Annotated in this window: 13 protein-coding genes; 9 read left to right on the forward strand and 4 right to left on the reverse strand. The window is 64.7% G+C overall.

Annotated elements, in window-relative coordinates:
* Positions 1-265: 265 nt before the first annotated feature.
* On the forward strand, positions 266-1936 hold the full coding sequence (locus RTH46_RS02935) for an FMN-binding glutamate synthase family protein (protein WP_316905017.1): 1671 nt from the start codon (positions 266-268) through the stop codon (positions 1934-1936).
* A gap of 30 nt (positions 1937-1966) precedes the next feature.
* Here RTH46_RS02935 and RTH46_RS02940 read toward each other — a convergent pair whose 3' ends face one another.
* Positions 1967-3286 carry an OprD family porin gene (locus tag RTH46_RS02940; protein WP_153785651.1) on the reverse strand — a complete coding sequence of 440 codons (1320 nt, stop codon included), beginning with the start codon at positions 3284-3286 and terminating at the stop codon, positions 1967-1969.
* Between the two features lie 502 nt (positions 3287-3788).
* Between RTH46_RS02940 and RTH46_RS02945 the strand changes: the two genes are divergently transcribed.
* Positions 3789-5897, forward strand: a complete 2109-nt coding sequence (locus RTH46_RS02945; protein WP_316905018.1) for a TonB-dependent siderophore receptor — start codon at positions 3789-3791, stop codon at positions 5895-5897.
* Positions 5898-6099: 202 nt separating this feature from the next.
* Here the strand turns inward: RTH46_RS02945 and RTH46_RS02950 are convergent, their stop codons facing one another.
* The 3 genes from RTH46_RS02950 to RTH46_RS02960 all read right to left on the reverse strand — a co-directional run bounded on the left by RTH46_RS02950 (position 6100) and on the right by RTH46_RS02960 (position 10728).
* Entirely contained in the window at positions 6100-6297 is a 198-nt protein-coding gene (locus RTH46_RS02950; protein ID WP_110992219.1) for a hypothetical protein, read from the reverse strand.
* A 184-nt stretch (positions 6298-6481) separates the two neighbouring features.
* Complete coding sequence (gene aguA / locus RTH46_RS02955) at positions 6482-7588, reverse strand: agmatine deiminase (protein WP_153785649.1); 1107 nt, start codon at positions 7586-7588, stop codon at positions 6482-6484.
* 239 nt (positions 7589-7827) lie between these two features.
* On the reverse strand, positions 7828-10728 hold the full coding sequence (locus tag RTH46_RS02960) for an aminotransferase (RefSeq protein ID WP_316905019.1): 2901 nt from the start codon (positions 10726-10728) through the stop codon (positions 7828-7830).
* A 169-nt stretch (positions 10729-10897) separates the two neighbouring features.
* Here RTH46_RS02960 and rfbB point away from each other — a divergent pair, with 169 nt between their 5' ends.
* The 7 genes from rfbB to RTH46_RS02995 are packed head-to-tail and all read left to right on the forward strand — an operon-like array spanning position 10898 to position 17983.
* Positions 10898-11983 carry a dTDP-glucose 4,6-dehydratase gene (gene rfbB / locus RTH46_RS02965; protein ID WP_279846183.1) on the forward strand — a complete coding sequence of 362 codons (1086 nt, stop codon included), beginning with the start codon at positions 10898-10900 and terminating at the stop codon, positions 11981-11983.
* Positions 11980-12855 (forward strand): glucose-1-phosphate thymidylyltransferase RfbA, encoded by an 876-nt coding sequence (gene rfbA / locus RTH46_RS02970; RefSeq protein WP_316905020.1) that lies wholly within the window; start codon positions 11980-11982, stop codon positions 12853-12855. Before rfbB ends, rfbA begins: the two co-directional genes overlap by 4 nt.
* Positions 12852-13412, forward strand: coding sequence for a dTDP-4-dehydrorhamnose 3,5-epimerase (gene rfbC, locus RTH46_RS02975; RefSeq protein WP_316905021.1), 561 nt, complete (start codon positions 12852-12854; stop codon positions 13410-13412). The genes rfbA and rfbC overlap by 4 nt, the downstream gene beginning before the upstream one ends.
* Entirely contained in the window at positions 13409-14269 is an 861-nt protein-coding gene (rfbD, locus tag RTH46_RS02980; RefSeq protein ID WP_316905022.1) for a dTDP-4-dehydrorhamnose reductase, read from the forward strand. The genes rfbC and rfbD overlap by 4 nt, the downstream gene beginning before the upstream one ends.
* A gap of 38 nt (positions 14270-14307) precedes the next feature.
* Positions 14308-16122: an ATP-binding protein gene (locus RTH46_RS02985; protein WP_125462229.1), complete on the forward strand. Its 1815-nt coding sequence runs from the start codon at positions 14308-14310 to the stop codon at positions 16120-16122.
* A complete protein-coding gene (locus tag RTH46_RS02990; RefSeq protein ID WP_153785643.1) occupies positions 16119-17531 on the forward strand; it encodes a sigma-54-dependent transcriptional regulator in 1413 nt (470 codons plus the stop codon). The genes RTH46_RS02985 and RTH46_RS02990 overlap by 4 nt, the downstream gene beginning before the upstream one ends.
* The gene (locus tag RTH46_RS02995; RefSeq protein ID WP_153785642.1) at positions 17528-17983 is read left to right on the forward strand and encodes a YiiD C-terminal domain-containing protein; all 456 of its coding nucleotides are present in this window, start codon (positions 17528-17530) and stop codon (positions 17981-17983) included. Before RTH46_RS02990 ends, RTH46_RS02995 begins: the two co-directional genes overlap by 4 nt.
* The last annotated feature ends 39 nt before the right edge of the window (positions 17984-18022 follow it).

The following is an 18022-nucleotide window of genomic DNA, read 5'->3' on the forward strand; positions in this document are numbered from 1 at the left end:
GAACCCTTCCTTGGGCTGTGCAGCGGTGGTTAGTATAACCACCGAATACGTTCTATCAACACCATACCCACCAAACCGACCAGCGGGCGCCTGGAGGGGAAGTATGGTCAGGGGACAGAAGCAGGCAGGCATGCAAGTGATGCAGGATCTTGCGGCGAAAACGCCACACCCCACGCCCATGCAAGAGTCTTTTACCGAAACCCCTGGTTTTCCGCGCACAGGCTTTGCCTATCCTAGGCAGCGTGATCCCGCCTGCGATGGACCCATGAACGATTCGCTCCCCAGCCGTTATGCCTGCCTGGCCCTGTGCCTGGTCTTCACCCTTGCCAGCATCCCCTTCCTGCTTGAGCACAGCTGGCTGTGGCCATTCACCCTGCTGACGGCGCTGCTCAGCCTGGTCGGCCTCAATGATCTGCGCCAGAGCCACCACGCAGTGCGGCGCAACTACCCGATCCTGGGCAATATCCGCTACCTGATCGAGACCATCCGCCCAGAGATTCGCCAGTACCTGATCGAGGGCGACGACGACAAGCTGCCGTTCTCCCGCGCACAACGTTCGCTGGTCTATGCCCGGGCCAAGAACGAGAGCGCCGAGAAGGCCTTCGGTACCCTCAACGATGTGTACAAGCCGGGCTTCGAGTTCATCAGCCATTCGATGCTGCCCGTGCCACAGGCCGATCCTGCGTCATTTCGCATTCGCATCGGCGGGCCGCAGTGCACCCAGCCGTATTCGGCGTCGATCTTCAATATCTCGGCCATGAGCTTCGGCGCGCTCAGTGCCAATGCCATCGCCGCGCTGAACAAAGGCGCGCGCCTGGGGCGCTTTGCCCATGACACCGGCGAGGGCAGCATCAGCCCTTATCACCGCAAACACGGCGGCGACCTGATCTGGGAAATCGGCAGCGGCTATTTCGGCTGCCGCACCGAGGACGGGCGCTTCGATCCCGAACGCTTCGCCGAACAGGCTCGCGAGGGCCAGGTGAAGATGATCGAGATCAAGCTCAGCCAAGGTGCCAAGCCGGGCCATGGCGGCATCCTGCCGGGGCACAAGGTCAGCGCCGAGATCGCCGCCACACGCGGGGTGCGCGAGGGCCAGGACTGCATCTCGCCGGCCGCCCACAGCGCCTTGCGCAACCCGGTGGAGCTGCTGCAGTTCGTCGCCAGGCTGCGCGAGCTGTCAGGCGGCAAACCGGTAGGTTTCAAGTTCTGCCTGGGCCACCCGTGGGAATTCATGGGCATTGCCAAGGCCATGCTCGCCACCGGCATCACCCCGGACTTCATCGTCGTCGATGGCAAGGAAGGCGGCACCGGCGCGGCGCCCCGGGAGTTCTCCGACAACATGGGCATGCCGCTGCGTGACGGCCTGATGTTCGTGCACAACACCCTGGTGGGCCTGAACCTGCGCGAACGCGTGCGCATTGGCGCGGCCGGCAAGATCGTCAGCGCGTTCGACATCGCCAGCGTGCTGGCCATCGGCGCCGACTGGGTCAACTCGGCACGCGGCTTCATGTTCGCCATCGGCTGCATCCAGTCGCAAAGCTGCCACACCAACAAGTGCCCCACCGGCGTGGCCACCCAGGACCCGCTGCGCCAGCGTGCGCTGGTGGTGCCGGAAAAAGCCGAGCGGGTTGCGAGTTTTCACCGCAACACCCTGCACGCCCTGGCCGAAATGCTCGCCGCAGCAGGGCTGGATCACCCGTCCGAGCTCAAGCCCAAGCACCTGGCACGGCGTATCAGCCCCAGTGAGATCAGCCTGTTTTCGCAGCTGCACGCGTTCCTTAAACCGGGTGAATTGCTCAGCGGCTCGATCGATAACGCGTTCTATGCACGGATGTGGCGGATGGCGCGCAGTGACAGCTTTGCGCCGCAGATGGGGGAAGCCGAGGGGGTATCTGCGGCGAACCTGGCCCGCCACAAAGAAACAGCCCCGGCATAGGCCGGGGCTGCGAGTGACGCCAGATCAGGATCAGAAGATGCTGATCGGGTACTCGACGAATACGCGAACTTCGTTGCCGTCGTCGTTGTAGCCGTTCTGCTGGACCGCGTTGTTGGTACGCAGGAACGAGCTACGCAGCTTGATCGACAGGTCCTTGGCCGGGCCGTCCTGAACGACGTAGCGCAGCTGGTTGAAGATCTCGCGCTCCTTGCCTTCGCCGAAGCCTTCCGGGTTCTTCAGGTTGCGGGTGTTGATGTTGTCACCCACTACGTAGGCGACCTTGTAGGTCAGGCCCGGTACGCCGAAGGCGCCGAAGTCCAGGCCGTAGCCCAGCTGCCAGGAACGCTCGTCTTCGGCGTTGAAGTCGGACCAGTAGGAGTTGGCCAGGTAGATGGTCGAACCACCGTCGCTGGTACCACCCGCGCTCTGGTAGCCGCTGTAGTTGTAGCCGGTGCTGCCGGTGCTGCGCTGGTGCGCCAGGGTGATCGAGTGCGGGCCGAAGGCGTAGGTGGCCGCCAGGCTCCAGATGGTGTTGGAGTTACCGTTGAGCTCGGCCGAACGCACGAACTCCTTGTCGATGCTGGTCTTGTAGCCGTTGAAGTCCAGGGTCACGGACTGGTCGCTGGCGATCGGGAAGACGTAGTTCAGGCCCAGGTAGTGTTTCTTCATGACGTCTTCGTTGTCTGCGGTGTACAGCGCAGCGGTGAAGTTGTCGGTGAACTTGTAGCTACCGCCCAGCACGTTGATCGACTTCAGGCCACCGCTGTCACGCCCTTCGGCGCTCTTGCGGGCTTCCTGGGTGAAGCGGCCGGCGTTCAGTTCCAGGCCCTTGATCTCCTTGGAGGTGATCAGGGTACCGGTGAAGCTCTCTGGCAGCAGGCGGCCGTCATCGTAGTTGAGCACCGGCAGGGCCGGCATCTGGTCACCGTACTTGAGCACGGTGTTGGAGATGCGGAACTTCACGGCTGCGCCGGCACGGGCCAGGTCGTGGGGGCTGCTGGCGTTGCCGTCGGCGTTCTTGGTGTTGTGCGGCTTGAAGAAGTCGACGCCACCACCACCGTTGTGGCCTTTGCCGCCGTCCAGACGCACGGCGTACAGGCCGAAGGCGTCGACACCTACACCGACGGTGCCCTGGGTGAAGCCCGAAGAGAAGTTACCGATGAAAGCCTGGCCCCATTCGATCTGGTCGTCGGTGCGGTGCTTCTTGTCACGGTTGATGTAAGCGTTGCGCAGAAGGACGTTGGCGTGGCTGTCCTCGATGAAACCTTTGCTTTCGGCCTGCTCGTTGGCCTGTGCCTGGGTCGCGGCGATCATCGCCAGGGCGACCAGGCTGATCCTGGTTTTCAACATGTTATTTTCCTTATTGCTTAATCAAAAACGCTCTGCATGAGAACGCCAGGAACCAACGCCCCTTCGTAGGTTCGACGCTATGCGGATCCAGGCCGGAAGGCCCGCAGATGGTCTGCAACGGGCCTTGCAGCCGCATGGCCAAGTCATGGCCAGCAGGCGTAGAGGCCGAATCCTAGCTGCGCCTGCTTATACATGTCAAAAAATCGTGAAATGCAGGTCGATATAACCAAAAAAAAGGTCAGGAGCAGTGCATTTCCACGCACTAATGCCCAGCTTCTGCGCAAATTTGTCTCTTTCAGGTTTTTTCGAGAGAACTCGCACAACGGTCATGTAAATGGGCGACCTGCACGCGCACGTTCGGTACCGGTCGAAGCCCCCAGAAACGACTAGTTACAAAGTGATACAAACGTAAAGACAAGTCCTTACGAATAGGCAAGCAACAGCAAATAGCAAGCATTACCATTCGCGCCAATTTTCTCACTTGCGTAGACGGATGCCTGTAATGCCTGCCCCCTGCCGCCTTTCACCCCTGACCCTGGGCCTTTCGCTGTTGTTCAGCGCAGGCCTGGCCAGTGCCGCCACCACCACCTTGCCGGAAACCGCTGTCACCGCCGACAGCGAGCGCGAAGAGGACAACCCACGGGTACGCGAAGTGAGCACCGCGACCCGCACCTCGACCCCGGTGCGCTACGTGCCCCAGGCCATCGACACGGTGAAGACCAGCAATGTGCTGGACTATGGCAGCAGCACCCTGGGCGAAGCGCTGGAAGGCATTCCCAACGTCAGCAGCGGCGCCGACACGCGTTTCGACAGCGTGCGCATCCGCGGCTTCGAGGCCAGCAACGACTTCTACCTGGACGGCGTGCGCGACGACAGCCAGTACGTGCGCGACCTGCACAACATCGAGCGGGTCGAAGTGCTCAAGGGCCCGGCCGCGGTGCTGTATGGCCGAGGCAGCCAGGGCGGCATCGTCAACCGGGTGAGCAAGGCACCGGAACATGGCCGCCGCTCGACCATCGAAGCCCAGGGCGGCAGCCAGGACCTGCGCAGCCTTTACGCCGACCTCAGCGCAGACCCCAGCGACACCGTCAGCCTGCGCCTGAACATGGGCAATGAAGACAGCAACAGCTTCCGCCACGGCGTCGATGGCAACCGTCAACTGTTCGCCCCGTCCATGAGCTGGCAGTTGAACCCCGACCTGAACTGGCTGGTGCAGTACGAGTACAGCCGCTACAACCGCACGCCGGACCGCGGCATCCCCGGCAACCCGTTGACCGGCCGCCCGGCGGACGTCAGCCGCAGTGCCACCTATGGCGATACCCAGCGCGACTACATCGACGACCGCGCCCAGACGCTGCGCTCGCGCCTGAACTACCAGCTCAGCGACAACTGGCAACTGCGCCACACCCTGGGCCTGTTCAAGCTCGACAGTGAGTTCGACAACACCTACCAGACCGCCTACACCCCGCGCACCAACCTGGTCACCCGTCAGCGCTGGCAGCAGGACCTGAACACCCGCAACCTGTTCAACAACCTCGAAGCCGAGGGTGATGTCAGCACCTGGGGCCTGGAGCACAAGCTGCTGCTGGGCCTGGAGTTCGGCAGCCAGCGCCGCGACCCGACCCTGTACAACGCCGCCACCTCAGGCCCTGGCGCACGCCCGGTACCGGCCCTGAACCTGGACAGCCCCAACCGCAACCTGCAGCACAACGGCCGCATGGCGGTATCGAGCAACAACCACACGGTGGTCGAGAGCCGGGGCATCTACCTGCAGGACCAGATCCGCCTGAACGACCAGTGGCAGATCCTTGCCGGCGTGCGCTTCGACCAGTTCGAGGTGGAGACCACCAACAAGCTGCGCAATATCTCCGAGAAGCAGAACGACAACAGCTTCAGCCCACGCCTGGGCGTGGTCTACACGCCATGGCGCGACCACTCCTTCTACGCCTCCTGGAGCAAGACCTACTCCCCCGTCGGCGGTGGCCTGATCGGCATTACCCCTGGCGCGGCCGGCAACACCAACGAGACCGACCCGGAGCTGACCCGGCAGAAGGAAATCGGGGTCAAGAGCGACTGGTTCGACGAGCGCCTGACCACCACCCTGGCGCTCTACGAACTGGAGCTTTACAACCGCCGCACCCGCGACCCGATCGACCCGAACATCACCCTTATGTCTGGCCTGCAGCGCTCGCGCGGCGTCGAGCTGACCGCCACCGGCAATGTGGTCGGCAACTGGTATGTACGCGGCGGCATCGGCCTGCAGGACGCGAAGATCGTCGAGGACAACAATGGCCAGGAAGGCAACCGCATCAACGACGTGGCTCGGCGCAACGCCAGCCTGTTCGTGACCTGGAAGCCGGAGCTGGGCTGGTATGCCGAAACCGGCATGACGCTGGTGGGTGACCGCTACGCCGACAACCAGAACACCATCATCCTGCCGGGTTATGGCCGTTGGGATGCCCTGGCCGGCTATCGCACCCATGACTGGGACGTGCGCGCTGCACTGAAGAACATCACCGACAAGACCTACTACGATTCGGCTACCAGCGCGGCGCAGATCCAGTATGGCGATCCGCGTAGCCTGGTGGTGACCGGCAGCTACAGCTTCTGACGCCATCGCTGGCAAGCCAGCTCCCACCTTGACCGCATAAACCCAAACCATGCGCGTCTCATGTGGGAGCCGGCTTGCCGGCGATGAGGCCAGTACAAGCACCGCAAGGCCATTGCGCCCAAACCGGCCAGGCCTGTGCCACAAACGAAAACGCCACCGCATTTTGCGGTGGCGTTTTTCGTTGCGGCGGGTTGCTACCCGGTCAGTGCCACACAGCCAGCAGCGCTTCGAGCTCCGCATCGCTGATCAAGCCCTGCGGGTAACGCCCGTTCAGCAGACGTCGTGGGTCGGTCTTCCTGACCCGGATGCATCCATGGTCTCGCAACCACTGCGCCAGTATTTCAAGCGTTTGGTGATTCACTGCCGATGGGGGCATAGCCGACTCACTTGCTGCATTCATTTCAACACGCACTCCCTAAGCCCGTGAGCGGCTAACTTACGTAAGGTTTGTTACAGAACGGCGTGGGCCTATCTCTCTGAAACACAATGAAAAACTAATACAAGAGCTGTGCCACCCGCCGCCACCGAACGTCGCCACAAACAAAAAAGCCCGTCATAAGACGGGCTTTTTCATTCAGCGTGAATCAGCGCTTGAACGGCGCCGGCTGCTGCTGGGTCAGGCAGTGGATGTTGCCGCCACCGAGCAGCAGCTCGCGGCCGGGGATCATTACCACTTCGTGATCCGGGAAGACCTTGGCCAGGATCGCTCTGGCCTGCGCATCGGCGGGGTCGTCGAAGCTCGGCGCGATGATGCCGCCGTTGACGATCAGGAAGTTCACGTAGGAACCGGCCAGGCGCACCGACGGGTCACGCTCCTGGCTGCCGGCCACATGGTCGACACCGGCGCATTCGGCTTCGGTGGCGAACAGCGGGCCAGGGATCGGCATCTTGTGCACCACAAACTCGCGGCCCTTGGCGTCGCGGCTGTTTTTCAGCACATCGTAGGCCGCATGGCAGCGTGCGTAGTTGGGGTCGTTGGAATCATCGGTCCAGGCCAGTAACACTTCGCCTGGGCTGACGTAACAGCAGAAGTTGTCGACGTGGCCGTCGGTTTCGTCGTTGTACAGGCCGTCCGGCAGCCAGACGATGGTTTCCACCGCCAGGTGCTCGCGCAGGATGTCTTCGATCTGCTCGCGGGTCAGGTGCGGGTTGCGGTTGCGGTTGAGCAGGCACTCTTCGGTGGTGATCAAGGTGCCTTCGCCATCGACATGGATCGAGCCGCCTTCAAGCACGAAGCCTTCGGTGTGGTAACGCTGCACGCGCTCCATTTCCATCACCTTGGCCGCCAGTTCCTCGTCGCGGTTCCACGGTGCGTACAGGCCGCCATCGAAGCCACCCCAGGCGTTGAAGCCCCAGTCCACGCCACGCACTTCACCCTGGTCGTTGATTACGAAGGTCGGGCCGGTGTCACGCACCCAGGCGTCGTCGTTGCTGATCTCGACCACGCGGATGTTGGGCACATCGAGCTGGCGCCGAGCGTTCTCGTACTGACCGGCGGAAGCCGCCACGGTGACCGGTTCGAAACGAGCGATGGCCTTGGCCAGGGTCACGTGCGCGGCCTGCGCCGGCTTGCCGCCCAGGCGCCAGTTGTCCGGGCGCTCCGGCCAGACCATCCACACCTGGGTTTGCGGGGCCCATTCGGCGGGCATGTGGAAGCCGTCGGCGCGGGGAGTGGTGTTGAGGGTTTTCATCGATAACCTCTGGGCAACTGGCGGAAAGGGCGGGGCGCGCTGCGCGCACCTCTCACAGCACAAGGCCGCCCCTGCAGGAAATCGCGTCCCCTGTAGGAGCGGCCTTGTGCCGCGAAAGGACCGCAAAGCGGTCCCACCGGCTGATGGCGAACAGTTATAGCCGATAAATATCTGCTTTCAAAGCTGCATTGAAGACCAATTTCGCATAAAAAACACCTTCAACTCGATAACAATCGATTTCACAGCCCTTCGTTGAGAATCCGCTCCACGCTGTCGACAAAGTAGTCCACGCTCGCCCGCGTGGTGCACATCGGCGGCTTGATCTTGAGGATGTTCAGGTAGTCGCCGGTCGGCTGCATGAAGATCCCCAGCTCGCGCAGACGGTTGCACAGGCGCATGGTCTCCTGCGTGGCCGGCTCCAGCGTCTGCCGGTCGCGCACCAGCTCCAGCCCCAGGTAGAAGCCCGAACCATGGGCGGCCCCCGCCAGCGGATACTTATCGACAAGCGCCTGCAACCGCGCCTTGAAATGCCGTCCCACGTCACGGGCGTTGTCCCAAAGCCCTTCGTCGCGCATCACGTCCAGCACCGCCATGCCGATGCGGCAGCTGACCGGGCTGCCGCCGGCCGAGGAGAAGAAGTAACCCTCGGCCTCCAGCGCCTCGGCGATCTCGCGGCGGGTGATGACCGCCCCCAGCGGCTGGCCGTTACCCATGCCCTTGGCCATGGTGATGATGTCCGGCACCACGCCCTGCTCCTCGAAGCCCCAGAAGTACTCGCCCAGGCGCCCGTAACCCACCTGCACCTCGTCGGCGATGCACACCCCGCCCCGCTCGCGCACCTTGGCGTAGGCTGCTTGCAGGTAGCCCTTGGGCAGCGAGATGCCGCCGGCGTTGCCGTACACCGGCTCGCAGATCATGCCCGCCAGCTGGCGGCCACGGCCATCGAGGTCGGCAAGCTTGGCGTCGACATCGCGCAGGTAGTCCGCCGCGCTGTCGGCGCCGCGGTAACGGCCGCGGAAGGTGTTCGGCGCCTCCACCGGGTGCACCCAGTCCGGGCGGGTTTCCAGGGCCTGGGGGTTGTCGGCGATGGAAGTGGAGATCGCATCCGTTGCCACCGACCAGCCGTGGTAGGCCTCCAGTACGCTGAGCAGGTCGCGCCCGCCGCTGTAGGCCCAGGCCAGGCGGATCGCCAGGTCGTTGGCCTCGGTACCGCTGTTGACCAGAAACACCCGGTCGAAGCCTTCCGGCGCCACTTCCAGCAAGCGCTCGGAGAACTCGGCAATGGCCGCGTAGTGGAAGCGCGAGTTGGTGTTGAGCAGTGACCATTGGCGCGCCGACTCGGCGACCATGCGCGGGTGGCCATGGCCGAGCACCGCGACGTTGTTGAGCATGTCCAGGTACGAACGGCCCTGCATGTCGATCAGGTAGTTGCGCCAGCCGCGTTCGATATGCGGCGGCTGCTCGTAATAGTGCTTCTGCGAGCGGGCGAAGCTGGCATCGCGGCGGGCCAGCAGTGCCTGGGCGTCGGCTAGGGGTTCGGCAGCGCAATCAAAGCCCAGCAGCGCCGAAGGCGAAGGGCACAGGGTCAGCCAGGCAGCGGCAGCACTGGGTGTGGCGAAAAACGGCGGCACGGCCTGGCCATCGAGGCACAGCTGCACACTGAGGAAGCCACAGGTGGCGCCAAGCGCCTGGCCCCTGGCAAGCACCTGGCCGTCGGCCGGGGCCTCTTCCAGGCCGTTCAGCCACAGGTTCCAGTGCGCCGTGCGCAGGCAGCCACGGTTGTCGCCGGCACGCTGCCAGACACCTTCGGCCGGGGCCTGCAGCAGGCTGCCGGGCAGCAGTTTCAGCTCTACGCCCAGGGCACAGGTGGCGGGCTCTTCGGGGCGGTCGATGTGGGTTTGCGAGAGTCGGTACTGGCCGTGCAGGCTGCAGGCCGGCGCAGGCTGGGTGGCCAGCAGGCGCTGGTCGAAGCCCGGCTGTTCCCAGTTGCCGGCCTCGCAATGCGGGCTGAGCACACCGAGGTCGACTCGGCTCACCACCTGCCCAGCAAGCGCTGGCAATAACGGCAGGCAACCGCTGAAGTCGGCGGTAGCGGGCTGCTTGCCGGCCGCCTGCAGGATGGCCGCCTCCATCAGCGCGGCGGGCACCGCGCAGGCTGTGTCGAAGATCTCCCACTCGTGGGCAATGTTGTCGCGGGTGTACTGATTGAGCGGGTCGATCGCCAACTGCTGCTCACTGCTGAGCACCAGTACGGCGGCACGCAGCTGCACCAGCGGCCAGAGTGCCTGTAATTCGGCCGTTTCCAGCGGGTTGGCAGCCTGGTAGGCGGCTACCGCCGGCAAGATGCGCAGCGGGTCGCCTTCGGCGTGATGCAGCAGTGCTGAACAGGTCACCGACAGGTCGGCGATACGCCAGCTGCGCAGCAGGTCACCGAAATCGATCACCCCCTGCACTTGCCACTCCCGTTGCCCGTCGCGCGCCCAGACCACGTTGTCGTCGGTGATGTCCAGATGCACGGCCTGGGTCGGCAGTTGCCCGACCAGCGGCGCCAGCCTGTCTGCGGCCTGGCGGGCCAGTTGCGCAACCTGCTGACGGCGTGCCGGATCAGTGAGCACCGGCAACAGGTGCTCGACCAGTGCCTGGGCATGCCGCGGGTCCCACTGCAAGGTGCGGTCCAGGCCCGGGTGCTCGAAACCTGCCAGCGCCTGGTCCACCTGCGCGCACAGCCTGCCCAGCTCAGCCACCACCGACACCGGCAGGTGCTCGAGGCGGGTCAGCGGCTGGCCTTCGATATAACTGAGCAGCCGCACCCGCAGGGGTTGGCCATCGACCTCAAGCGCCAGCAGCGCCTCACCGGCAAGCGACGGCTGCACCTGCGGCACCGGCACGCCACGTTCGCGCAAGTACGCCAGGGCGGCGTGCTGGGCCTGCAATTCGACTTCGGCATAGCTGCCGTGGCAGGCCTTGAGCACATAGCGCCCCTGGACGCTGTCGAGGAGGAAATTCACATCCTGCTGGCTACCCAGTACCTGCAACTCGCCCCGCAGGTCATAATGCGAACGCAGCAGGGCATGGGCCTGGGCTTCACCGAGTGAAGGGCTGGGCTGGCTCGAACGCTGGATCAGGGTGCTCAGGGGCATGCGGGGGACCTCGGTTTTTTTGCCGCTTATATCGCCACTACTGTTGCCGTTATTCAAGAGGCAGCTCGCATCAGGCGACGGACATCGTGCGCCAGCACGATTTACGACGAGCGGCCACAAACAAACCAGCTAGGCTTTTCGCCAAAGCCCTCAGCAAAGGCCATTGCACATGCGCATTCTCGTCACCGGCGGTGCCGGCTTCATCGGCTCTGCCCTGATCCGCCACCTGATCGGCAATACCGAGCATGAGGTGCTCAACCTCGACAAGCTGACCTACGCAGGCAATCTGGAATCGCTGCAGCCCATCGCCAGCAACAGCCGCTACGAGTTCGTCCAGGCCGACATCGCCGACCAGGCAACGGTCGCCGAGGTGCTGGAGCGCTTCGAACCCCAGGCGATCATGCACCTGGCGGCCGAGTCCCACGTGGACCGCTCCATCGATGGCCCCGCGGCCTTCATCCAGACCAACATCGTCGGCACCTATGCCCTGCTCGAAGCCACCCGCGCCTGGTGGTCCAGGCTGCCGGCGGCGCAGCGCCAGGCCTTCCGCTTCCACCATATTTCCACCGACGAGGTGTATGGCGACCTGCATGGCGTAAACGACCTGTTCACCGAGACCACGCCGTATGCGCCCAGCTCGCCCTATTCGGCCAGCAAGGCGGCGTCCGACCACCTGGTCCGCGCCTGGCAGCGCACCTACGGGCTGCCGGTGCTGGTGACCAATTGCTCGAACAACTACGGGCCCTACCACTTCCCGGAAAAACTGATCCCGCTGATGATCCTCAACGCCCTGGCCGGCAAACCGCTGCCGGTGTATGGCAACGGCCAGCAGGTGCGCGACTGGCTGTACGTCGAGGACCACGCCCGGGCGCTGCTCAAGGTGGTGACCGAGGGCCAGGTCGGCGAGACCTACAACATCGGCGGGCACAACGAGCAGAAGAACATCGACGTGGTGCTCGAGCTGTGCAAGCTGCTTGAAGAGCTGGCCGCCGAACAACGCCCGGCCGGCATAGCGCATTACAAGGACCTGATCACCTACGTGCAGGACCGCCCCGGCCACGACCTGCGCTATGCCATCGACGCCAGCAAGATTGAACGCGAGCTGGGCTGGGTCCCCGAAGAAACCTTCGCAAGCGGTCTGCGCAAGACCGTGCAGTGGTACCTGAACAACCTTGAATGGTGCCGCCGCGTGCAAGACGGCAGCTATCAAGGTGAGCGCCTGGGCAACTCCAACATCAAGGACTTGATCGCATGACCAAAGGTATCGTTCTGGCCGGTGGCTCCGGCACCCGTCTGCACCCCATCACCCTCGGTGTCTCCAAGCAGCTGCTGCCGATCTACGACAAACCGATGATCTACTACCCGGTTTCGGTGCTGATGCTCGCCGGGATCCGCGACATCCTGCTGATTTCCACCCCCCAGGACCTGCCGCAGTACAAGAACCTGTTCGGCGACGGCCACCAGTTCGGCCTCAACATCAGCTACGCCGAACAGCCCTCGCCGGACGGGCTGGCCCAGGCCTTCCTGATCGGCGAGCAGTTCATTGGCGACGACTCGGTGTGCCTGATCCTGGGCGACAACATCTTCCACGGGCAGAGCTTCACCGAACAGCTGCAACGCGCCGTGAAACATGAGTCGGGGGCCACCGTATTCGGCTATTGGGTCAAGGACCCCGAGCGCTTCGGTGTGGTCGAGTTCGATGAGCAGGGCAATGCCCTGTCGATCGAGGAAAAGCCACTGCAGCCCAAGTCCAGCTATGCCGTGACCGGCCTGTATTTCTACGACAACGATGTGGTGCGCATCGCCAAGGATGTACGCCCTTCGGCACGCGGTGAGCTGGAGATCACCGACATCACCAACGCCTACCTCAAGCGCGGCGACCTGCGCGTGGAGCGTTTCGGCCGCGGCTTTGCCTGGCTCGATACCGGCACCCACGAGAGCCTGCTGGACGCCTCGCAATACGTGCAGACCATCGAGAACCGCCAAGGGCTGAAAGTGGCCTGCCTGGAAGAGATCGCCTTCAACCAGGGCTGGATCAGCCGTGAAGAATTGTTGGCCAAGGCCGAAAAACTGAAGAAGACCGGATACGGTCAATACCTGGGCAAACTGGCCAAAGAATCTGCATGAACATCATTGCTACCGACATACCCGACGTCCTGATCATAGAACCCAAGGTGTTCGGTGACGATCGGGGGTTTTTCCTCGAAAGCTTCAACGCCCGGGTGTTCGCCGAACTGACCGGGTACAAGGGCGGCTTCGTCCAGGACAACCACTCGCGCTCGGCGCACAACGTGTTGCGCGGCCTGCACTACCAGGTGCAGAACACCCAGGGCAAGCTGGTGCGGGTGGTCCATGGCGAAGTGCTGGACGTGGCGGTGGACGTGCGCAGTAGCTCCAGCACCTGTGGCCAGTGGGTTGCGGTGCGCCTGTCCGCCGAAAACCGTCGCCAGTTGTGGATCCCGCCCGGTTTTGCCCATGGCTTCGTGGTGCTGAGCGAGTCGGCCGATTTCCTGTACAAGACCACTGATTACTACAACCCCGGTGCCGAGCACTGCATCCGCTGGGACGACCCCGACCTGAACATCGACTGGCAGTTGCAGGGGGCAGCGCCAACGCTTTCCGACAAGGACAAACTGGGTAAACGCTTCAGCGAATTGAGCAAGGAAGGGAGCCTGCTGCCATGAAGGTGCTCGTCTGCGGCCACAATGGCCAGGTGGCCCAGGCACTGCAAGGCGCGCTGGCCAGCTTGGGCGAGGTCCACCTGCTGGGCCGCGGGCAGCTCGACCTTGCCCACCCGCAGCAGTTGCGCGCGCCGCTGCGCGAACTGAAGCCCGACCTGATCATCAACGCCGCGGCCTACACCGCAGTGGACCAGGCCGAAAGCGAGCCGCAACTGGCCTTCGCCATCAACGCCGAAGCCCCTCGGGTGCTTGCCGAAGAGGCCGCACGCCTGGGCGTGCCGCTGATCCACTACTCCACCGACTATGTCTTCGATGGCAGCAAGGCACTGCCCTATGACGAGGACGACACACCTAACCCGCTGGGCGTCTATGGACGCAGCAAGCTGGCCGGCGAACAGGCCATCACGGCAGTCGGCGGCGAGCACCTGATCCTGCGCACCAGCTGGGTCTACTCGCGGCATGGGCGCAACTTCCTGCTGACCATGCAGCGCCTGCTGCAGGAACGCCCGCAATTGAAGGTAGTGAACGACCAGATCGGCGCCCCCACCTGGGCCGGCACCATTGCCGCCAGTACCCTCGCCTTGATCGAACGCTGGCAGCAGGGCCAGGCCGGCGCCTGGGGCACCTACCACCTGACCGCACAGGGCGAAACGTCGTGGTTCGGCTTTGCCCAGGCCATCGCGCAGCAGCTCAAGGCACAAGGCCTGCCTTGCGCCGAGCTGCTGCCGATCGCATCAAGCGAGTACCCCACGCCCGCGCAAAGGCCGCTCAACTCGCGCCTGGACTGCTCGCGTCTGGCGCGCCAATGGCAAGTCGCGCAGCCGCACTGGCATCAGGCGCTGATCGACTGCCTGAACTAGCGCATAATTGCGCCAGACTCTTCTGGCGCCCTTTACCGATGATTCCCAAACCCACGCCGCCTCGCCGTCCCCGCTGGCGCAGCCTTGCCCTGCTGGCGCTGTGCCTGACCCCACTGCTGTGGCCCCTGCATCATCTGGCCGAGCGCTACTACCAGGAAGAACTGGCCTCGCAGAACCGCCAGACCCTCGACCTCTACGTCGCCAACCTGCTCGGTACCCTGCACCGCTACGAGACCCTGCCGCAGATCCTCGGCGAACTGCCGGCCCTGCGCGGTGTGCTGGCCGACCCGTTCAAGCTCGAGGCGGTGACCAACGCCAACCGCCTGCTCAAGCACATCACCCAGCAGACCGGTGCCGAAGTGATGTACCTGATGGATGTCAGCGGCAACACCCTGGCCGCCTCCAACTGGGACAAGCAGGACAGCTTCGTCGGCCGCAACTTCTCGTTCCGACCGTACTTCATCGAAGCCATGGACGGCCACCTGGGGCGCTTCTTCGGCCAGGGCACGACATCAGCCAAGCGCGGCTACTTCTTCGCCGCCGCCGTGCATGATCGTGAGCGGGTGATCGGCGTGCTGGTGGTAAAAGTCGACCTCGACCACACCGAAACCCTCTGGGGCCGCACCCCCGAGCAGCTGCTTTTGACCGACCAGAACGGCGTGGTGGTACTCACCTCGCGCCCGGACTGGCGCTTTCGCGCCACCCGTGAGCTGACCGAGGCCGAGCGCCAGGCGATCATTGCCATCCAGCCGTACCCGACCCAGGCGCCGCAGCCGTTGAGCCTGAACCACGACGCCTGGCTCACGCAGACCCGCGACATCAAGGAAACCGGTTGGCAGGTCAGCATCCTCGCGCCGCGCACCCTGGTCGACCGCTCGGTGCAGACGGTCATGGCCATCGGCGCCGGTGCGCTGCTGGTGACCATGCTGCTGGCCGGCCTGGTGATGCAGCGCCGCCGCCATTACATCGACCGCATCGACTTCGAAGCCCGCGCCCGCCATGAGCTGGAAAACCGCGTGGTGGAGCGCACCGCCGACCTTGAAGGCCTCAACACCCGGCTCAAAAGCGCCGTGCTGGAGCGCGAGAACGCCCAGCAGGAGCTGGTGCGCGCCCAGGACGAGCTGGTCCAGGCCGGCAAGCTGTCGGTGCTCGGCACCATGTCGGCGAGCATCAGCCACGAGCTCAATCAGCCGCTGGCAGCAATTCGCAGCTACGCCGAAAACGCCGAGATCCTGCTCGACCACCAGCGTTCCGAGGACGTGCGCGGCAACCTCAAGCTGATCGGCGAACTGACCGGACGCATGGCCTCGATCATCGCCCACCTGCGCGCCTTCGCCCGCCGCGACCGTCACGCTCCGGAAAGCGTGGCCCTGCAGCCGGCGCTGGACGACGCCCTGGCACTGCTGGCCAAGCGCCGCCGGGCCATGGCCGTGGAGCTGGTGCGTGACCTGCCGGAGGCCACCCTGTGGGTGCAGGCCGGCGAAACCCGCCTACGCCAGGTGCTCGGCAACCTGCTGGCCAATGCCCTGGACGCGCTCACCGAAAAGGCCAACCCACGCAAGCTGTGGCTAAGTGCCGAGCGCCAGGACGATTGCGTCTACCTGTACATTCGCGACAACGGCCCAGGCTTCAGCCGCCAAGCCCTGGAGCATGCCAAAGAGCCGTTCTTCACCACCAAGACCCGCACCCAGGGCCTGGGCCTGGGGCTGGCCATCTGCGAAAGCCTGATGCGCGCCCTGGGCGGTGAACTGCTGCTGGCCAACCACCCGGAAGGCGGCGCCCTGCTGACCCTGCAACTGCGCGTGGCCAAGCCCGGCGCCAACCTGCAATCTTCGGAGGACACCTCGGCATGACCACCGAGACACTGATCGACAGCCACGCCCAGGTGATCCTGGTCGATGACGACCCGCACCTGCGCCAGGCGCTGAGCCAGACCCTCGACCTGGCCGGGCTCAAGGTCGTGGCGCTGGCCGATGCCCAGGGCCTGGCCGCACGCATCGAGGCCGACTGGCCGGGCGTGGTGGTCAGCGACATCCGCATGCCCGGCATCGATGGCCTGCAGCTGCTGGAGCAACTGCACGCCCGCGACAGCGAGCTGCCGGTGCTGCTGATCACCGGCCACGGCGATGTGCCGCTGGCGGTGCAGGCGATGCGTGCCGGGGCCTATGACTTCCTGGAAAAGCCCTTTGCCACTGATGCGCTGCTCGACAGCGTGCGCCGTGCCCTGGCCCTGCGCCGGCTGGTGCTGGACAACCGCAGCCTGCGCCTGGCCCTGAGCGACCGCCAGCAACTGGCCACACGCCTGGTCGGCCTGTCGCCGGCCATGCTGCGCCTGCGCGAGCAGATCGGCGCCCTCGCCGGCACCCGCGCCGACGTGCTCATCCTTGGTGAGACCGGCGCAGGCAAGGAGGTGGTGGCGCGTGCGCTGCACGACCTGTCGAGCCGCCGCGATGGGCCGTTCGTGGCGATCAACGCCGGCGCCCTGGCCGAGTCGGTGGTCGAGAGCGAGCTGTTCGGTCACGAGCCAGGGGCGTTCACCGGCGCGCAGAAGCGCCGCATCGGCAAGTTCGAATTCGCCAACGGCGGCACGCTGTTCCTCGACGAGATCGAGAGCATGAGCCTGGATGTGCAGGTCAAGCTGCTGCGCCTGTTGCAGGAGCGGGTGGTCGAGCGCCTGGGCGGCAACCAGCTGATCCCGCTGGACATCCGCATCATCGCCGCGACCAAGGAAGACCTGCGCCAGGCCGCCGACCAGGGCCGCTTCCGCGCCGACCTGTATTACCGCTTGAACGTCGCGCCGCTGCGCATCCCGGCCCTGCGCGAGCGTGGCGACGACATCCTGGTGCTGTTCCAGCATTTCGCCGATGCCGCCAGCGAGCGCCACGGCCTGGCGCCCCACAGCCTGCAACCGGCCCAGCGCGCCATGCTGCTGCGCCACGAATGGCCGGGCAACGTGCGCGAACTGCAGAACGCCGCCGAACGCTTCGCCCTGGGCCTTGAACTGGCCCTCGACGGGCAGCCGCCAGCCACCCCCAACGACGTTCACCTGCCCGTGCCGAGCGGCAACCTCAGCGAACAGGTCGAGCAGTTCGAACGCTCGCTGATTGCCGCCGAACTGGCCCAGCCACACAGCTCCATGCGCAGCCTGGCCGAAGCCCTCGGCATCCCGCGCAAGACCCTGCACGACAAGCTGCGCAAGCATGGCATGAGCTTCGATGGCGCCAGCGGCGGGCACGACGACCATGAGGACAACCGTCAATGAGCACCGACAGCCAGTACCTGCAAGCCGTACTGCACAGCGACATTCCCCTGACCCGCGAAATGGGCATGGCCGTCATCGACTGGCGCGATCACTGCCTGCGCCTGCAGCTGCCGCTGGCCCCCAACGTCAACCACAAGAGCACCATGTTCGGCGGCAGCCTGTATTGCGGCGCGGTGCTGGTGGGTTGGGGCTGGCTGCACCTGCGCTTGCGTGAGCTGGGCATCGATGACGGGCACATCGTCATCCAGGAGGGGCAGATCAGTTATCCACTGCCGGTGACCGGTACTGCCGTGGCGCGTTGCCCAGCGCCGGACGAGAAAGCCTGGGAGCGGTTCCTGACCATGTACCAGCGCCGCGGGCGGGCGCGGTTGACGCTGGAGACGGTGGTGAGCAACGAAGGCAGTGACGAGCCTGCGGTGAGGTTCAGTGGGCAGTACGTGCTGCACCGTTGATATTCCCAGCAGGAGGCTGCGCAGAGGAACCATTGTTCA

It is taken from the genome of Pseudomonas sp. zfem004, assembly GCF_032621715.1.
GTDB classification, from domain to species: Bacteria; Pseudomonadota; Gammaproteobacteria; order Pseudomonadales; family Pseudomonadaceae; genus Aquipseudomonas; species Aquipseudomonas sichuanensis.